The following is a 15,245-nucleotide window of genomic DNA, read 5'->3' on the forward strand; positions in this document are numbered from 1 at the left end:
GAGTGCCCGGAGCCATGCGGTCCGTCGTCGGTTCTGTGGTTCGGCGACGCTATCGCGCCCCATGATGCCGTGTCGCCGAGACCCCATCCCCGACCGTCACTCATGGTAGGCCCATGAGCACGCACAGTGGCTAGTGGTCTGCGGCGGTCAATTGCGAAGAACCGGCGCCGGTTTGACGTACCCAGACGTCAGACGATCGAACCGTCCGCGAAGCACCAGCGCCAGCTCTCGTCGCAATCGAAACTGCGCATGACCGGATGACCCGTGTCCTCGAAGTGTGCCGTGGCGTGTTTCAGCGGCGAAGAATCGCAGCAGCCGACGTGTCCGCAGACCAGGCAGAGCCGCAGTTGCACGGGATGGCTGCCCGCCGCCAGGCATTCCACGCAGGTCTCGCTGAGCGGGCCGGGCTCGGGGCGCGGCAGTTCGAGAAGATGCAGGCACTCACTCATGATGGCCACGTTACGTCGGATGTGAGGACAGTGAGATGGACGCATTGCAGCTGGTGGCACTCGTCGCGGTCAGCGCGGCGGTCGCCGGTGCCGCACGCAGGACCCCGGTGCCCGCCCCCCTGCTGCTGGTGGCCGTGGGCCTGCTGGCCTCCTACCTGCCGGGCGTGCCCGACTACACGCTGGACGCGCACATCGTGCTGCCGCTTCTGCTGCCGCCGCTGCTGTACACGGCCGCGGTGGACAGCTCCTACCTCGACCTGCGGGCCAATCTGCGGCCCGTCGCGCTGCTCTCCGTGGGGTACGTGCTCTTCGCGACCGTCGCCGTGGGCTGGCTGGCCTACCTGCTCGTGCCGGACCTGCCGCTCACCGCCGCACTGGTGCTCGGCGCGGTGATCGCCCCGCCGGACGCCGTCACGGCCGCCGCGATCGCCCGCCGGGTGGGCCTGCCCGCCCGGGTCACCACGATCCTCCAGGGCGAGTCCCTGGTGAACGACGCCACCGCGATCACGGCCTTCAAGGTGGCCCTCGCCGCCGCCGTCGGCGAGGGCATGAGCTGGAGCGCGGGCATCGGCGAGTTCCTGCTGGCCGCCGTCGGCGGCGTCGGCGTCGGCCTGGTGCTGATGGTGCCGCTGCACTGGCTGCGCACCCACCTCAAGGAGGCGCTGCTGCAGAACACCCTGTCGCTGCTGATCCCCTTCGTGGCCTACGCGGCGGCGGAGCGGGTGCACGCCTCCGGGGTGCTCGCCGTGGTCGTCGTCGCGCTGTACCTGGGGCACCGCTCCTGGCAGGTCGACTTCGCGACGCGGCTCCAGGAGGCCGCGGTCTGGAAGATGGTGGCGTTCGTTCTGGAGTCGGCGGTCTTCGCGCTCATCGGACTGCAGCTGCCCTTCGTGCTCAAGGGCCTCGGCACGTACGGCGTCGGCGAGGCCCTCCGGTACGCGGTCGCGGTCTTCGTCGCCGTGGTCGTGGTCCGCTTCGTCTGGGTGTATCCGGCGACCTATCTGCCGTTGTGGCTCTCCAGGCGCATCAGGGAACGCGAACCTGCGATGCCCTGGACCTCGCCGCTGATCGTCGGCTGGGCCGGGATGCGGGGCGTCGTCTCCCTCGCCATCGCCTTCTCCATCCCGCTGGTCATGCACGACGGGGAGGACTTCCCGGCCCGCAACCTGGTGCTCTTCCTGACCTTCACGACCGTCATCGGGACCCTGGTCGTCCAGGGCCTCAGCCTGCCGCTCCTGGTGCGTGTGCTGAAGCTCCCCGGGCGTGACGTGCGGGCCGAGACGCTGGCCGAGGCGCAGGCCCAGAGCGAGGCGTCCACGGCGGCGGAGCAGCGACTGGAGGAGCTGCTGTCCGATCGGCGCAACGCACTGCCCGGCCCCCTCGCCGACCGGCTCCGCACGGTTCTGGAACGGCGCCGCAACGCGGTCTGGGAGCGGCTCGGCGCGGCCAATCCGGTCACCGGGGAGTCGGCGGACGACACCTACCGGCGGCTGGCCAGGGAGATGATCGACGCCGAGCGCGAGGTCTTCGTCCGCCTGCGGGACGAGCGGCGGATCGACGACGAGATGCTGCGGGCCCTGCTGCGCCGGCTGGACCTGGAAGAGGCCGCGGCCTACCGGGAGTCGGACGGGGCGTAGGGGGACGGGCCGCGGTCGCCGTCCGGCGGCCAGGGCCGCCCGGTGACGACGGCGGCGACCGCCGACCCCCGGGGGAAGGCGCCCTCCCCGGCCAGCACGGTCAGCGCGTACAGCAGTTTGGCGACGTAGATCCGCTCGACGGGCAGGCCGTGCCGCTCCTCGAAGTCGTCCGCGAAGGCATGCAGTTCCGGGGGTGTGCGGGCGTATCCGCCGAAATGGAAGCGCTCGTCCAGGGACCAGCGTCCGGACGGTCCGCCGAAGGCCTCCCGCTGCAGGTCGCGGACCGCCTCTCCCAGGAAGCCGCCGAGCAGCACCGGTATGCCCAGGGCCCGCTGTTCCGGGCCGAGTCCGGCTGCCAGGCCCGCCAGGGTGCCGCCGGTGCCACACGCGACCGCGACCGTCGCGACCGTCCCGGGCAGCTCGCCGCCGAGGGCCGTGCAGCCCTGTGCGGCAAGAGCGTTGCTGCCGCCCTCGGGGACGACCGCGCAGTCTCCGAAGACGCTCAGCAGGCCGTCCAGGACCTCTGGGGAGGCCTTCGCGCGGTACGTCGCGCGGTCGACGAAGTGCAAGCGCATGCCGTCGGCCGCGCACTGCGCGAGGGAGGGGTTGAGGGGGCGGCGGGCCAGTTCGTCGCCGCGCACGACCCCCACCGTCGGGAACCCGAGCAGTCGTCCCGCGGAGGCCGTGGCGCGCAGGTGGTTGGAGTAGGCCCCGCCGAAGGTCAGCACGGTACGGCCGGCCGCCGCCCGCAGATTCGGGGCGAGCTTGCGCCACTTGTTGCCGGGCAGATGGGGGTGGATGAGGTCGTCCCGCTTGAGCAGCAGGGTCACACCGTGGCGCGCGAAGCGCTCGTCCTCGGCCGGCTGCAGGGGCGAGGGGAGGGCCGGCTGCAGCCGGGAGAGGTCGAGCGCTTCGTGGTGCATGCGTTCATTGTGGGCCGTCGGGTCGGCCGTCGCGCGCGGCGGTTACTTCAGCCGGTTGTGGATCCGCGTGCGCATGCCGGCCATCGAGAAGCCGCGCGGGTCGGCCTTGCCCGGTTGCCATTCCCGGTGGCCGATGACCGAGGGGGCGTTCCAGCCGTGGAATCGGCAGACCGCTGCCGCGGCCCTCTCGACGGCTTCGAGCTGGACGGCGGGCCAGGGGTCCTCCCCGTCCCCGACGTTCTCGCACTCGAACCCGTAGAAGTGCCGGTTCCCGTCGGTGTTGGCCTGGTGGTCCGCCGGGAGACGCTTCTCGGCGATGACGGCGCGCATCACGTCGTCGTCGCCGAGTCCGGCGTGGTTGGTCCGGCCGTAGCCGACCAGGTGGACCCGCCCGTCCTTGGCGATCACGCCGTGGCAGAGCGGCCCGGGGAGGTCCTCGTGGCCGTCACGGCAGAGGTCGACGGTGAGGCCGGTTCCCCTGGTGACGGTGTGATGGATCATCACCCCGTGCACCGGCCCCCAGGGGCCCTGCTGGTTGCGGTTGTGTGTGCGCCAGTCGCCCACCTGGACGACGATGAGTCCTTCGTCCTTCAGGGCCTTGAGGAAACTGCTCGCGGACATGGGTGAGGACATGGCCGACTCCTTTGGTACGTGGGGAGTGTGTCCGTACTGCGCTTGTACCGGAACGCGGGGTTCCGGTCCATCTGTTCGGACCGTGTGCGAGCCGATCCGGACACCTCGCCGCGTGCGGGAGCGGTGGCCGGTCTCAGTCCTGCGCGAGCCACAGGTCGGGGCCGAACACCTCGTAGTGGATGTCGGCCGCGGCCACGCCCTTCGTGAGCAGCTGGGAACGGACGGCACGCATGAACGGCAGCGGGCCGCAGAGGTAGGCGCGGGTCCCCGGTGCGACGACGAGCTCCGTCAGGTCGACCGTGCCGGTGCGCTCCGAGGGGTGCCCGGGCCCGGGGGTCTCGTACCAGAAGTGCGCGACGGCGTCGTGCAGCTTGCCGGTGAGCAGCGCGTGGTCGGCGCGGAGGGCGTGGTCGGCGGGCGACCGGTCGCCGTGCACGACGGTGACGGGGGAGCGGTGGCCCTCGTCCGCCAGGTGTTCCAGCATCGACAGCATCGGCGTGCAGCCGATGCCCGCGGAGGCCAGGAGCAGCGGTGCGTCCCCGTCCTCGATCACCAGGTCGCCGTACGGGGCGGAGACGCGCAGCCGGTCGCCCTCCCGGACGTGTGCGTGCAGGTGCCGGGAGACCTCGCCGTCGGGAGTGCCCTCGCCCCGTACCCGCTTGACGATGAAGGAGCGGAGGGTGGATCCGGGTGCGCCGGTGAGGCTGTACTGGCGTATCTGACGTGCTCCGTCGGCGAGTTCCACCTGTACGGAGACGTACTGGCCCGGGCTGAAGCCGGGAGCGGGGGCGCCGTCGGAGGGGGCGATGCGGAAGGTGGCGACGTCCTCGCCCTCCTCGGTCCGCGAGGCCACCGTCCACTCGCGCCACACGTCGCCGGCCATGACGCCCTGCTGTGCGTACAGGCGGTCCTCGATGGAGACCAGGGCGTTGGCCATCAGCCAGTAGACCTCGTCCCAGGCGGCGGCGACCTCGGGGGTGACCGCGTCGCCGAGCACCTCGGCGATGGCGGCGAAGAGGTGCGTGTGCACGATCTCGTACTGCGGTGCGGTGATGCCCAGGGAGGCGTGCTTGTTGGCTATGCGGTTCAGCATCACGTCGGGGCGCGTGTCCGGGTGTGCGACCAGATGTGCGGCGAAGGCCGCGATCGAGCCGGCGAGTGCCTGACGCTGGGTCCCGGAGGCCTGGTTGCCCCGGTTGAAGAGGTCGCGGAGCAGCTCCGGGTGGGCGTCGAAGAGCTTCTGGTAGAAGAGGTCCGCTATGTCGCCGATGGCCGCTCCGACAGCGGGCAGGGTGGCTCGGACAGTGGCGGTCGACGTCTCGGAGAGCATCGATGACTCCTCGGGTGTGGAGAGGGGCGGAAGGACATCTGAAACTTGCATTTCGCATGCATGTTTTTGGGCGGCCGGGACCGCGCGCCGTGGGCGTGCGGGGATCAGCCGGGTGCGGGGCGGCCTGCGCTGATGCCGATCAGCAGCGGGCCGGTGGGCGAGGAGACGAGATCCGCGACCGTGATGGGGTCGAGCGAGGCGTAGAACGCCTCCTCGGCCAGCCGGAGCGCCGAGCGCAGCCGGCACGCGGAGCGCAGGGGGCAGGGGGTGTCGCCGTCGCAGTCGACGACCTCGCCCGGCCCCTCCAGCTGCCGTACGAGTCCGCCGATCGACGCGGACCGGCCGGCGCCGGTGAGGGTGAGGCCGCCTCCGCGGCCCCGGCGCGCGTCGACCAGGCCGAGGTGCTGGAGGCGGGCGACGACCTTGGCCGCGTGGGTGTACGGCACCTGCATCGTGGCCGCCACCTCCCGGGTGGTCGGCGGGTCCTCGCTCTCCGACGCGACGGCCAGGCGCATGAGCACGCGGAGTGCCACGTCGGTGAATCTCGTCAGCCGCATGCACGCAGACTAGATAAGTTGCATGAGGGATGCAAATTAAACGGTGCGCGCGGCGACGCTGGGCAGCATGCCCCGAACGCAGCCCGATTAGTCACACTCTTTTGTGTAATAGCGCGCCGAGTCCTCCTGCTGAAAGGCTTCTTCCGCAGGTCAGCCCGTGATCGAGAGGATGTCGGATGTCCGTTGGTGAAGAGGTTCGCGACACGCAGCAGCCGCCGCAGCAGAGTCTCGGTACGGCAGCTGCGAGGAACCTCGCGACGACGACCAAGTCGGCCCCGCAGATGCAGGAGATCACCTCCCGGTGGCTGCTGCGCATGCTGCCGTGGGTGCAGGTGCAGGGCGGTGCGTACCGGGTGAACCGCCGGCTGAGCCACTCGGTCGGGGACGGCCGGGTGACGTTCGTCCAGACGGGCGACCAGGTGACGGTCATTCCCGCGGAGCTCGGCGAACTGCCCGCCCTGCGGGACTTCGGGGACGAGGAGGTGCTGGCCGAGCTGGCACGCAGGTGCGAGCAGAGCGAGGTGGCCCCCGGGGAGGTCCTCGCCACCTCGGGCGATGCGGCGGACCGCGTCTACCTGCTGGCCCACGGCAAGGTGGAGAAGGTCGGCACCGGGCCGTACGGGGACGAGACGGTGCTCGGAGTCCTCGCCGACGGCGCCTACTTCGGTGACCACGCACTGGTCGACGGCGACGCGGCCTGGGAGTACACGGCCCGTGCCGTGACCGCCTGCACCCTGCTGACACTGCGGCGTTCGGATGTGCTCAACCTCGCCGAACGCGCCGACTCGCTCCGGGACCACCTGGCCCGGCTGCTCGCCATCCCGCACCAGCGCACCAACCGCTACGGCGAGGCGGAGATCGACCTGTCGGCGGGACATGTGGGGGAGGCCGTCGTCCCGCACACCTTCGTCGACTACGAGTCGGCCCCGCGTGAATACGAGCTGAGCGTCGCCCAGACGGTGTTGAAGGTCCACAGCAGGGTCTCCGACCTCTACAACCAGCCGATGAACCAGACAGAGCAGCAGTTGCGGCTCACGGTCGAGGCGCTGCGCGAGCGCCAGGAGCACGAGCTGATCAACAACCGCGAGTTCGGGCTCCTCAACAACTGCGACTACGGGCAGCGCCTCCAGCCCCACGACGGGGTGCCCGGCCCCGACGACATGGACGAACTGCTCTCGCGCCGGCGCGGGTCGAAGCTGTTCCTCGCCCATCCGCGGGCCATCGCCGCTTTCGGCCGCGAGTGCAACAGGCGCGGTCTGGTGCCGGAGAGCGTGGAGGTCGCCGGTCACCACGTGCCCGCCTGGCGAGGGGTCCCGATCTTCCCGTGCAACAAGATCCCGGTCACCGAATCCCGCACCACGTCGATCATCTGCATGAGGACCGGTGAGGCGGACCAGGGCGTCATCGGGCTCCAGCAGAGCGGCATCCCCGACGAGATCGAGCCGAGCCTGTCGGTCCGCTTCATGGGGATCGACGAGCAGGCGATCATCTCCTACCTCGTGACGGCCTACTACTCCGCGGCCGTCCTGGTGCCCGACGCCCTCGGAGTCCTGGAGAACGTCGAGGTCAGCCGCTGGAGGTGACCCTCCCTGGCCCGGGTGGCGGCGGACGCCGCCCGGGCCCGTACGCGCAGGCCGCCACCAAGGTGCCTCCGTGGCGCCCGGAAGGAGTGACCGTGACCATGACGAGTACGGACGCCGCGACGGAAGGACACGAGGCCGCGGCGCTCCTCGAGCGCACCCGTGACCTCGTCGATCCTCATCTCCGGGCGGCCGTGGAGTCGCTGCCCGGGGGCATGCGCCGGGTCGCCATGTACCACTTCGGCTGGCAGAACGCCGACGGAAGCCCCGCCTCCGGACAGGCCGGCAAGGCCATCAGACCCGCGCTCGTCCTGGCCGCGGCCCGTGCGCTCGGCGGCGATCGTGAAACGGCGATGCGGGCGGCCGTCGCCGTGGAGCTGGCGCACAACTTCACCCTGCTCCACGACGACGTCATCGACGAGGACGCCACCCGCAGGCACCGGCCCACGGCCTGGGCGGTGTTCGGTGTGCCGGACGCGGTCATCACGGGTGACGCCATGCTCGCCCTCGCACAGCGACTGCTGGCGGACGACACGCACCCCGCGTCCGGGCGCGCTTCGGCGCGTCTGTCCACCTGCGTCATCGAGCTGTGCGCGGGGCAACAGGCCGACTGCGCCATGGAGGAGCGCGGCCCCGACGACGTGACGCTCGACGAGTGCCTCACGATGGCCACGGCCAAGACCGGTGCTCTGCTGGGCTGCGCCTGCGCGCTCGGTGCCCTCTACGCGGGCGCGGACGAGCGGGAGGTCGGTGCCATGGACGGCTTCGGCAGGGAGGCGGGACTCGCCTTCCAGCTCATCGACGATCTGATCGGTATCTGGGGGGACACCGCGCGTACGGGCAAGCCGGTGGGGGCGGATCTGGCGGCCCACAAGAAGTCCTTGCCCGTCGTGGCAGCCCTCACGTCGGGCACCGCCGCGGCGGCCGAGCTCGCCGCGCTCTACCGGGGTGCCATGAACACCCCGGACGAGGTGAACCGGGCCGCTGCCGCGGTCGACAGGGCCGGCGGCCGTGACTGGGCGCAGGTATGCGCGGCGGACCGGATGGCCCGCGCGGTCCACCACCTGTCCCGGGCGGTTCCCGATCCGGCCGCCGCCGGCGACCTGTTGGCCCTGGCGGAGTTTGTGACCCGCAGAACGCACTGAGTGCCACCCGCCCATGACCGGCGATCCGCCGCAACTCTAGGATCCCGTAAGTCGGTTGGGATCACCGCGGACGAAGGGGTGGGACGCGTGGGCGTACGCATACGGCAGGCGGACGAGCGGGACAGGGATCGGGTCGTACGGATTCTGGACGAGGCGTTCCACGATGATCCGGTCAGCACCTGGATCTTCCCGGACGAGGACCACCGGCGCGCGGTGCACGGCGCGTTCCTCGGTGTCTTCGCCGACATCACACTGGCGGGAGGCCGTATCGACCTCCTGGAGGACGGTACGGCCGCGGCTCTCTGGTTCTCCGTGCCCGCGGGAGCGCCCGAGGGGACCGACGACACACCCGCACTCATGCGGGAGACCGCGGATCCCGACAACGAACGGGCGGAGCTGGTGGGGAGGCTGACGGGAGCGGTCCACCCGCACGACCGTGCGCACGAATACCTGCTGATGATCGGTGTCTCCCCGCAGTGTCAGGGTGAAGGCATCGGGGAAGCGCTGATCAGCGGGGTCCTGGAGCGCTGCGACCGCGAGGGGATCCCCGCCTACCTGGAGGCGAGCAGCATGCGCAGTCGCGGCCTCTACGAACGGCTCGGCTTCACCTTCACGGGGCGGACCGTTGACCTGCCGGACGGGCCCGCCATGTGGCCCATGTGGCGTGAACCGCGGATCGGCTGATCGACCCCCTGGGCGGGGGCGCGGAAGGGGAGGGCGCCACGGGGCGGGCGCCGGCCACGGGCTACAGTCCCTGCTCATGACAGATGAGTCGTGGGCAGGCTGGTACCGGGACCGTCATGGCTCCGAGGCCGTCATTCTCACCACGGACGGACAGCAGCTCAGCATCCGGGTCAGAGGCAGCGACTTCGAGGGTGTGAGCTTCGACGGTCTGGGTCCCGTGGCCGGCGCTCCGCCCGCGGAGGGCGTGTTCGACCTGGTGGACGGCGTGCTCAGCGACTGCGTACTGGAATGGGACCTTCCGATCCCGGTCCTGGTCTCCGGCACGGTCCGCCAGGCCACGCTCAGCTGCCTGTTGTCCCTGCGCCGTGCCGACCCGGATCTGTACCTCGCCCTCCACCTGGACGGGGCGGTGTACGAATCGAACCGCGCCGAGGGCGACTTCGCGGCAGCGCTGGCCACGGTCCAGCGCATCCTGCCGCCGGGCATACAGCTGCAGACCTGCATAGCCTGCGCCTTCTCCGACTACTTCCCCACGCCGCTCCGCGGCCTCTCCGGCGGACTCGCGTGCTTCCGCGGCGTGAAGGACGCGTACCGCGGCGCGGCGGGCGGTGGCGACGTCGCCGACCTGTGGGAGCGGCGCACGGGCTTCGTCCAGGAGATCTGGAGCTGCCGGGAGTTCGAGCCGCGTCCGGCGGAGGGAGCGGGCACCGGCCACCGTGGCGCCTTCCCGCTGGAGCTCGCCTGACCACGTGCCTGCCGGGCCGGTGGGGACCGGTCCGCGTTCTTCCGGGCGGGCGGGGCCGGGCCCTTCACCAGCCGGGCCGGTGAGGGACGGGCCCGTGTGCTCCGGTCATGCCCGTGGGGCCGCTCCTCGCGCGGAGCGGCCCCACGGGGTGTTACGGGGATCAGGAAGTGGCGCGGGCGAGTGCGGCCGCGAAGCCGTTGCGCCAGAGGGTGTTCACCCGCGAGCGCTCGGTGGCGTTCGGATAGGCGTTGGTGCAGGACGTGCCGGGACCGCCGCCCGACATGAGCTCGCTGCACGGGCCCGTGTAGTGGTCCGGCAGACCGAGCACGTGCCCGGTCTCGTGAGCGGTGACCCGGGTCGAGTTGTACTGCCTGTTCTGGGCGTAGTCGAGGAAGATGTAGCCGCTGCCGTGCCCGTTCGTGCTCGCGTACGATCCCCGGGAGTCGTTGCCCTCGTAGTAGGCGAAGTCCGCGTTCGAGCCCTCCTGCAGCTTGACGTTGCTGACGGAGCTGTTCCAGATGCTGGTGCTGCTCGCTATCTGGCTGCGGAAGCTGGGGGCGTTCGCGGTGCTGTAGACCACGGTGACGGCCAGGGCGCCCGGCTTGGCGGCACGCTTCTCGGCGACCGACTTCATCACGGCCTCGAAGAAGGCCTTGTTCGAGGCGGCGTTCTCGCTCGAACCGGCGTACGCGGCATAGCCGGCCTGTGCGGTGGCGACGGGGGCGGAGGGTGCGACAGGTGCCGGTGCGGCGACTGCCGGGGTGGTGCCCAGCGCGGCGGCGAGGCCGAGACCGAGACCTGCCACGGCCGACATGATGGCTGTCCTGGGGTGTCTCATGGGGGGTTCTCCTACCTGTCCGAGGAACCCCGTCCGGGAGACCGGACGGGGAACGGGTGGGCGGTACGGAGAGAGTGTCGGGCCCGGCGGGGCCCCGGCGGATGATGTCAACCGGTGATAGCGCCGCCCTATCGCCCCCACAGGAACCGCACAGCACCAGCACGTGCATCTCGCCCCAACACCCGCTGAATAGAGCCCGTTTAATGGGGTTGGGCCATCTGGTGCCCGTAGCGCGAACAGTCATACGCTCGGCTCATGGAGCTGGAGGTGAGACACCTCAGGGCGCTCTGCGCCATCGCCGACACGGGCAGCCTGCACCAGGCCGCCCGGCGGCTCGGCGTCAGCCAGCCCTCGCTGACCACCCAGCTCCAGCGCATCGAGAAGTCGATGGGCGCGGAGCTCTTCCGCCGCGAACGGACCGGCTGCCGGCCGACCCTGCTCGGACGCGCCGTCCTGAGCCGGGCCCGCCCTCTGCTGGACGGCATGTCCGCCCTCGTCGGCGCGGCGGTCGCGGAGGCCGAGGCGGCCGGATCCGGTGGCCCCCGCCTTCGCATCGGGTCCACCGCCAGCCGGGTCATAGGCGGCTGGCTGCGCCGGCTTCGGCTGCGGCTGCCCGGGACCGACATCTCGCTGCGGGTCGATGTCTCGGCCCGCACGCTGCTGGACACCGTGGCGGCCGGCCGGCTCGACGTGGCCTTCGTGCACGAGGTGGAGGGCTGTCCGCTGACCGTCCCGGACGGCCTGCAGCAGCGTGTACTGCTGGACCGCGAGCCGCAGTTCATCTCGCTGTCCCGCGACCACCCCGCGGCGGGCCGCCCCGTGGTGGACCTCGACGACCTGGCCACCGACCGCTGGATGGTCGACCCGTCGGTGGACGGCGAGTGGGACGGGGTCCGCCGGGTCCTGGGCGCTGCCGGTCTCGACCCGCCCGTCCTGCACGGCGACTACCTCACGGCGGCCTCCCTGGTGGTGCTGGGCGAGGCGGTGGCCCCCTGCCAGCCCACGTCCGGCCCGCGCGACGACATGGCGATCCGTCCCCTGCGCGGCGATCCGCTGGCCGTGCGGCTGCTGCTGGTCTCCCGGCCGGGCGCCGACATGGACGCGGTGTACGGGGAACTGGAGGCGGCCTACCGCGAGGCGGCACAGCGGGCGGCGGACTACCACCAGTGGCTGGTGCGCCACCACAGCCCACTCGCGCAACTGGCCTGAACGCGCTGGCCCGACCGCGCTGGCCCGACCGCGCTGGCCCGATCGCGCGGACGTGACCGCGCGGACGTGACCGTGCTGACGTGACAGGACCGGACCTGGCGCGCGATCCGTCCGCCCTGCGCCTACCGGCCCTCCCACATCTCCGGGGCTCACCGGTGCCGGGGGCCGGGGAGCCCCGCGCCGAACTCCTTCCGGCCTCCGCGAAGGCTCGCCGCCCTCGAATAGTTCCCGGTTCTGCCGACAGCGAGGGACCGTTTCCGGCGCAGGTCGGCACGGGCAGGATCAGCCCATGAAGATCTTGATGCTGGGTGGCACCGAGTTCGTCGGACGGGCCGTCACCGAAGCGGCGCTCAGCCGGGGATCGCAGGTCACCGTGTTCCACCGGGGTCGTCACGCACCTCCGCCGGGGGCGCGCGCCCTGATCGGTGACCGCACGACGGGCGCGGCGGGCCTCGCCGCCCTGACCGAGGGCACCTGGGACCTGGTCGTCGACACGTGGAGCGGCGCTCCCTCGGCCGTTCGGGACGCCGCCGGGCTGCTGGCGGGCCGGGCCGGCCATTTCACCTACGTCTCCAGCCGCTCCGTGTACGCGCACCCCGCTGCGCCGGGACTGACGGAGGAGGGACCACTCGTGGCCGGTGCCTCACCGGACGCGGGAGCAGGCGTCTCGTACGCCTTGGCCAAGCGGGGCGGAGAGCTCGCGGCGCTGGAGGCCTTCGGCGACCGTGCGCTGCTGGCCCGGGCCGGCCTGATCCTCGGTCCCGGCGAGAACGTGGGCCGCCTGCCGTGGTGGCTGAACCGGACGGCCCGCGGCGGTCCGGTGATCGCGCCGGGACCGCGGGACTCGGGGCTCCAGTTCATCGACGCCCGGGACCTGGCGGACTGGCTGCTGGACGCCGCGGCGGAGGGGCTGGGCGGCGCGTACAACACGGTCAGCCCTCCCGGGCACGCCAGCATGGGGGAGCTGCTCGACGCCTGCGTCCAGGTCACCGGCTCCCGGGCGGAGCTCCGCTGGACTGATCCTGACGACCTGCTCGCAGCCGGTGTCGAGCCCTGGACCGATCTTCCGGTCTGGCTGCCGGCGGGCGAGCTCCGCGACACCCTGTACCGGGGAGACACCCGGAAGGCGCATGCCGCGGGACTGCGGTGCAGACCCGTCGGTGAGACGGTCGCCGACACGTGGGCCTGGCTGTGCGAGAGGGGTGGCGTGGCGCCTCGGAGACCGGACCGGCCCGCGCTCGGCCTGGACACGCTGACCGAGGCGAAGCTCCTCGCGGCGGCCGCCAGCGCTTAGCGTGGCCCGATGATCCGAGAACTGCTGCACCTCACCGAAGCGCCCCTGTGGGAGGCCGCCCGCGCGACCGGGACGTACGAGATGTCCACGCGTGGCCGCACCGTGCACGAGGAGGGGTTCATCCACTGCTCCCTGCCGCACCAACTGCCCGGCGTGGCCCGAGCCGTGTACGGGGACGACGAGGGCGGTCTGGTGGTGCTGGTCATCGACTCCGATCGGCTCCGGGTCCCCGTACGGTACGAGGCACTGGCGCCCGGCGGCGAGGAGTTCCCTCACATCTACGGACCGCTGCCGGTGGATGCCGTGGTGGAGGTGCGCCCATGGACCTCCCCCGTCACCTCCACGACCGTGACAGGGACCACGACCCGAGAGGACGACGGGGCACTGTGAACGGCCCACTCATCGCGGTGACCGGAGCTGCCGGCGCGGTCGGCGGCCGGGTGGCCGCGAGGCTCGCCCGGGTCGGCGTCCCCGTGCGGCTCCTCGGCCGAGACCCCTCCCGGCTGCCCACGCTGCCCGGCGCGGTATCCGCACCGCCTGCCCCGTACGGCGACGGGGAGGCGATGCGGCGAGCCCTGGACGGCGCGCACACCCTGTTCCTCGTCTCCGCGCACGAGAGCCCCGACCGGGTGCGCGAGCACATCACGGCGGTGGACGCGGCCGTCGCCGCGGGTGTCGAGCGGATCGTGTACGTGTCCTTCCTCGGCGCCGCCCCGGACGCCACGTTCACCTTCGCCCGAGACCACTGGCACACCGAGGCACACCTACGGACGGTGGACGTGCGCCACACCTTTCTGCGTGACGGCTGGTACCTGGCAGGGCTCCCGGCTATGACGGGTGCCGACGGCGCCCTGCGTGGTCCGGGCGGCGACGGCCGGATCTCGGCCGTCGCGCACGAGGACATCGCCGACGCGGCGTCAGCCGTCCTCCTGGACGAAGGAACCGGCCACGACGGTGCGACGTACGACCTCACCGGGCCCGAAGCGTTCACCCTCGCGGAGGCGGCCGAGGAGCTGAGCCGCCGCACCGGCCGCACCATCCGCTACGTCCCCGAGACCAGGGAGGAGGCCTACGCCTCCCGCGCCCACTACGGCGCCCAGGACTGGGAAGTGGCCGGCTGGGTAACGTCGTACGAGGCCATCGCGGCGGGTGAGCTGGCCGTGGTCTCGGACGCCGTACCCGCTCTCACGGGTCATCCGGCCAAGAGCCTGGCCACCTACCTGCGGGAGAACCCGGACAGCTACCGCCACCTTCTCCCGGGACCCTGATCGGGCCGGGCCCGTGGCCTGCGTTACCGGGCGGGGCCCGCTGGTACCAGACGTCGAGGCGGGCCCCGCGACCCGGCAGGCGCTGGTCGGCCGACGGGCCGGCTGTCCGAACCCTGGGCCACGTGGCGGCCGTGGCGCACTTCGCAGGGGCGGCAGGAGCGTCGCTCGGGGCCCGGGCGTGGGGCGACGTGGTTACCGAGCAGCGTGCGGCCGGGGACGGCGCCCACCCGGTGACGCCGACCGGCCTGGACGCCCGGAAGGCTTTGCCAGCCGGGCAGATCCTCACCGTGGACGCGGTCCGGAGCCGGGATCTCGGCACGACGGCCTGAAACAGGTCGTGGCTTCCGGGCGGGAGCGTGGCCGTGCTGTAGGGCCGGCGCGGCGTGGAAGAGCGGAAAAGCAGACCGCACCCGGTCCGTCGGTGACGCCGTGGCCGGCGGCCTCCGGACCGGGTGCGGACAGTCGGGCTGTCCGACCCGTGAAAGCTCGGGTCGGACAGCCCGGACAGGCGTCAGGCCTTCTTGGTCTCCCAGAAGATCTTGTCGATCTGGGCGATCAGGTCGAGAGCCTTCTGGCCCGTCGCCGGGTCGTTCGAGCCCTTGGCCGCGGAGAGCGCCTTCAGGGTGTCGTTGACCAGCTGGTGCAGCTCCGGGTACTTCTCGAAGTGCGGGGGCTTGAAGTAGTCGCTCCAGAGCACCGAGACGTGGTGCTTCGCGAGCTCGGCGCGCTGTTCCTTGATCAGAACGGCGCGCGTGCGGAAGTCCGCGTCCTCGTTGGCCTGGTACTTCTCCTGGACGGCCTTGACGGACTCCGCCTCGATGCGGGCCTGGGCCGGGTCGTACACGCCGCAGGGCAGGTCGCAGTGGGCGCTGACCTTCACCTTGGGGGCAAACAGGCGGGAAAGCATGGAGCTGTCCTTCCTCGTGATCGTCTTCTCAGGTGGGACATTACTC

Annotated in this window: 17 protein-coding genes; 10 read left to right on the top strand and 7 right to left on the bottom strand. The window is 71.8% G+C overall.

Features of this window, described 5'->3' with window-relative positions:
* Nucleotides 1-188: 188 nt before the first annotated feature.
* Nucleotides 189-449, bottom strand: a complete 261-nt coding sequence (locus OG927_RS22060) for a UBP-type zinc finger domain-containing protein (protein ID WP_056794129.1) — start codon at nucleotides 447-449, stop codon at nucleotides 189-191.
* Nucleotides 450-484: 35 nt separating this feature from the next.
* Here OG927_RS22060 and OG927_RS22065 point away from each other — a divergent pair, with 35 nt between their 5' ends.
* Nucleotides 485-2,086, top strand: coding sequence for a Na+/H+ antiporter (locus tag OG927_RS22065; RefSeq protein WP_056794132.1), 1,602 nt, complete (start codon nucleotides 485-487; stop codon nucleotides 2,084-2,086).
* On the opposite strand, the gene OG927_RS22070 is transcribed toward OG927_RS22065, so the two are convergent.
* The 4 genes from OG927_RS22070 to OG927_RS22085 all read right to left on the bottom strand — a co-directional run bounded on the left by OG927_RS22070 (nucleotide 2,062) and on the right by OG927_RS22085 (nucleotide 5,529).
* Nucleotides 2,062-3,009 (bottom strand): 1-aminocyclopropane-1-carboxylate deaminase/D-cysteine desulfhydrase, encoded by a 948-nt coding sequence (locus OG927_RS22070; RefSeq protein ID WP_319100397.1) that lies wholly within the window; start codon nucleotides 3,007-3,009, stop codon nucleotides 2,062-2,064. The two genes, OG927_RS22065 and OG927_RS22070, sit on opposite strands and share 25 nt — an antisense overlap.
* Before the next feature lie 42 nt (nucleotides 3,010-3,051).
* A complete protein-coding gene (locus tag OG927_RS22075; protein WP_056794136.1) occupies nucleotides 3,052-3,642 on the bottom strand; it encodes a peptidoglycan recognition protein family protein in 591 nt (196 codons plus the stop codon).
* A 133-nt stretch (nucleotides 3,643-3,775) separates the two neighbouring features.
* A complete protein-coding gene (locus tag OG927_RS22080; RefSeq protein ID WP_209469762.1) occupies nucleotides 3,776-4,972 on the bottom strand; it encodes a globin domain-containing protein in 1,197 nt (398 codons plus the stop codon).
* Between the two features lie 104 nt (nucleotides 4,973-5,076).
* Nucleotides 5,077-5,529: an RrF2 family transcriptional regulator gene (locus OG927_RS22085; protein ID WP_056794141.1), complete on the bottom strand. Its 453-nt coding sequence runs from the start codon at nucleotides 5,527-5,529 to the stop codon at nucleotides 5,077-5,079.
* Nucleotides 5,530-5,705: 176 nt separating this feature from the next.
* Here OG927_RS22085 and OG927_RS22090 point away from each other — a divergent pair, with 176 nt between their 5' ends.
* The 4 genes from OG927_RS22090 to OG927_RS22105 all read left to right on the top strand — a co-directional run bounded on the left by OG927_RS22090 (nucleotide 5,706) and on the right by OG927_RS22105 (nucleotide 9,683).
* Nucleotides 5,706-7,112 (top strand): family 2B encapsulin nanocompartment shell protein, encoded by a 1,407-nt coding sequence (locus tag OG927_RS22090; RefSeq protein ID WP_209469760.1) that lies wholly within the window; start codon nucleotides 5,706-5,708, stop codon nucleotides 7,110-7,112.
* A gap of 98 nt (nucleotides 7,113-7,210) precedes the next feature.
* A complete protein-coding gene (locus OG927_RS22095) occupies nucleotides 7,211-8,254 on the top strand; it encodes a family 2 encapsulin nanocompartment cargo protein polyprenyl transferase (RefSeq protein ID WP_209471264.1) in 1,044 nt (347 codons plus the stop codon).
* 87 nt (nucleotides 8,255-8,341) lie between these two features.
* Nucleotides 8,342-8,938 (top strand): GNAT family N-acetyltransferase, encoded by a 597-nt coding sequence (locus OG927_RS22100; protein WP_209469759.1) that lies wholly within the window; start codon nucleotides 8,342-8,344, stop codon nucleotides 8,936-8,938.
* 76 nt (nucleotides 8,939-9,014) lie between these two features.
* The gene (locus tag OG927_RS22105; RefSeq protein WP_330320671.1) at nucleotides 9,015-9,683 is read left to right on the top strand and encodes a DUF6304 family protein; all 669 of its coding nucleotides are present in this window, start codon (nucleotides 9,015-9,017) and stop codon (nucleotides 9,681-9,683) included.
* Nucleotides 9,684-9,843: 160 nt separating this feature from the next.
* Here the strand turns inward: OG927_RS22105 and snpA are convergent, their stop codons facing one another.
* The gene (gene snpA / locus OG927_RS22110; RefSeq protein ID WP_438817088.1) at nucleotides 9,844-10,521 is read right to left on the bottom strand and encodes a snapalysin; all 678 of its coding nucleotides are present in this window, start codon (nucleotides 10,519-10,521) and stop codon (nucleotides 9,844-9,846) included.
* Nucleotides 10,522-10,776: 255 nt separating this feature from the next.
* Between snpA and OG927_RS22115 the strand changes: the two genes are divergently transcribed.
* The 5 genes from OG927_RS22115 (at nucleotide 10,777) to OG927_RS22135 (ending at nucleotide 14,621) form a co-directional block, all read left to right on the top strand.
* Nucleotides 10,777-11,730, top strand: coding sequence for a LysR family transcriptional regulator (locus OG927_RS22115; protein WP_056794156.1), 954 nt, complete (start codon nucleotides 10,777-10,779; stop codon nucleotides 11,728-11,730).
* Between the two features lie 289 nt (nucleotides 11,731-12,019).
* On the top strand, nucleotides 12,020-13,024 hold the full coding sequence (locus OG927_RS22120) for an NAD-dependent epimerase/dehydratase family protein (RefSeq protein WP_242413135.1): 1,005 nt from the start codon (nucleotides 12,020-12,022) through the stop codon (nucleotides 13,022-13,024).
* A gap of 9 nt (nucleotides 13,025-13,033) precedes the next feature.
* Nucleotides 13,034-13,414, top strand: coding sequence for a DUF952 domain-containing protein (locus OG927_RS22125; protein ID WP_079099453.1), 381 nt, complete (start codon nucleotides 13,034-13,036; stop codon nucleotides 13,412-13,414).
* Nucleotides 13,411-14,292: an SDR family oxidoreductase gene (locus OG927_RS22130; RefSeq protein ID WP_124281210.1), complete on the top strand. Its 882-nt coding sequence runs from the start codon at nucleotides 13,411-13,413 to the stop codon at nucleotides 14,290-14,292. Before OG927_RS22125 ends, OG927_RS22130 begins: the two co-directional genes overlap by 4 nt.
* Before the next feature lie 122 nt (nucleotides 14,293-14,414).
* Nucleotides 14,415-14,621 (top strand): hypothetical protein, encoded by a 207-nt coding sequence (locus OG927_RS22135; protein WP_124281209.1) that lies wholly within the window; start codon nucleotides 14,415-14,417, stop codon nucleotides 14,619-14,621.
* Nucleotides 14,622-14,803: 182 nt separating this feature from the next.
* On the opposite strand, the gene sodN is transcribed toward OG927_RS22135, so the two are convergent.
* Entirely contained in the window at nucleotides 14,804-15,199 is a 396-nt protein-coding gene (sodN, locus tag OG927_RS22140; protein WP_033298259.1) for a superoxide dismutase, Ni, read from the bottom strand.
* Between the last annotated feature and the right edge of the window lie 46 nt (nucleotides 15,200-15,245).

This window comes from Streptomyces clavifer, from assembly GCF_036345975.1.
Taxonomy (GTDB): Bacteria; Actinomycetota; Actinomycetes; order Streptomycetales; family Streptomycetaceae; genus Streptomyces; species Streptomyces clavifer.

Excerpts from the sequence above, each read along its gene's own strand:
- OG927_RS22060 (WP_056794129.1), bottom strand. The coding sequence starts at position 449 with ATGAGTGAGTGCCTGCATCTTCTCGAACTGCCGCGCCCCGAGCCCGGC.
- OG927_RS22065 (WP_056794132.1), top strand. The coding sequence starts at position 485 with ATGGACGCATTGCAGCTGGTGGCACTCGTCGCGGTCAGCGCGGCGGTC.
- OG927_RS22070 (WP_319100397.1), bottom strand. The coding sequence starts at position 3,009 with ATGCACCACGAAGCGCTCGACCTCTCCCGGCTGCAGCCGGCCCTCCCC.
- OG927_RS22075 (WP_056794136.1), bottom strand. The coding sequence starts at position 3,642 with ATGTCCTCACCCATGTCCGCGAGCAGTTTCCTCAAGGCCCTGAAGGAC.
- OG927_RS22080 (WP_209469762.1), bottom strand. The coding sequence starts at position 4,972 with ATGCTCTCCGAGACGTCGACCGCCACTGTCCGAGCCACCCTGCCCGCT.
- OG927_RS22085 (WP_056794141.1), bottom strand. The coding sequence starts at position 5,529 with ATGCGGCTGACGAGATTCACCGACGTGGCACTCCGCGTGCTCATGCGC.
- OG927_RS22090 (WP_209469760.1), top strand. The coding sequence starts at position 5,706 with ATGTCCGTTGGTGAAGAGGTTCGCGACACGCAGCAGCCGCCGCAGCAG.
- OG927_RS22095 (WP_209471264.1), top strand. The coding sequence starts at position 7,211 with ATGACGAGTACGGACGCCGCGACGGAAGGACACGAGGCCGCGGCGCTC.
- OG927_RS22105 (WP_330320671.1), top strand. The coding sequence starts at position 9,015 with ATGACAGATGAGTCGTGGGCAGGCTGGTACCGGGACCGTCATGGCTCC.
- snpA (WP_438817088.1), bottom strand. The coding sequence starts at position 10,521 with ATGAGACACCCCAGGACAGCCATCATGTCGGCCGTGGCAGGTCTCGGT.
- OG927_RS22115 (WP_056794156.1), top strand. The coding sequence starts at position 10,777 with ATGGAGCTGGAGGTGAGACACCTCAGGGCGCTCTGCGCCATCGCCGAC.
- OG927_RS22120 (WP_242413135.1), top strand. The coding sequence starts at position 12,020 with ATGAAGATCTTGATGCTGGGTGGCACCGAGTTCGTCGGACGGGCCGTC.
- OG927_RS22125 (WP_079099453.1), top strand. The coding sequence starts at position 13,034 with ATGATCCGAGAACTGCTGCACCTCACCGAAGCGCCCCTGTGGGAGGCC.
- sodN (WP_033298259.1), bottom strand. The coding sequence starts at position 15,199 with ATGCTTTCCCGCCTGTTTGCCCCCAAGGTGAAGGTCAGCGCCCACTGC.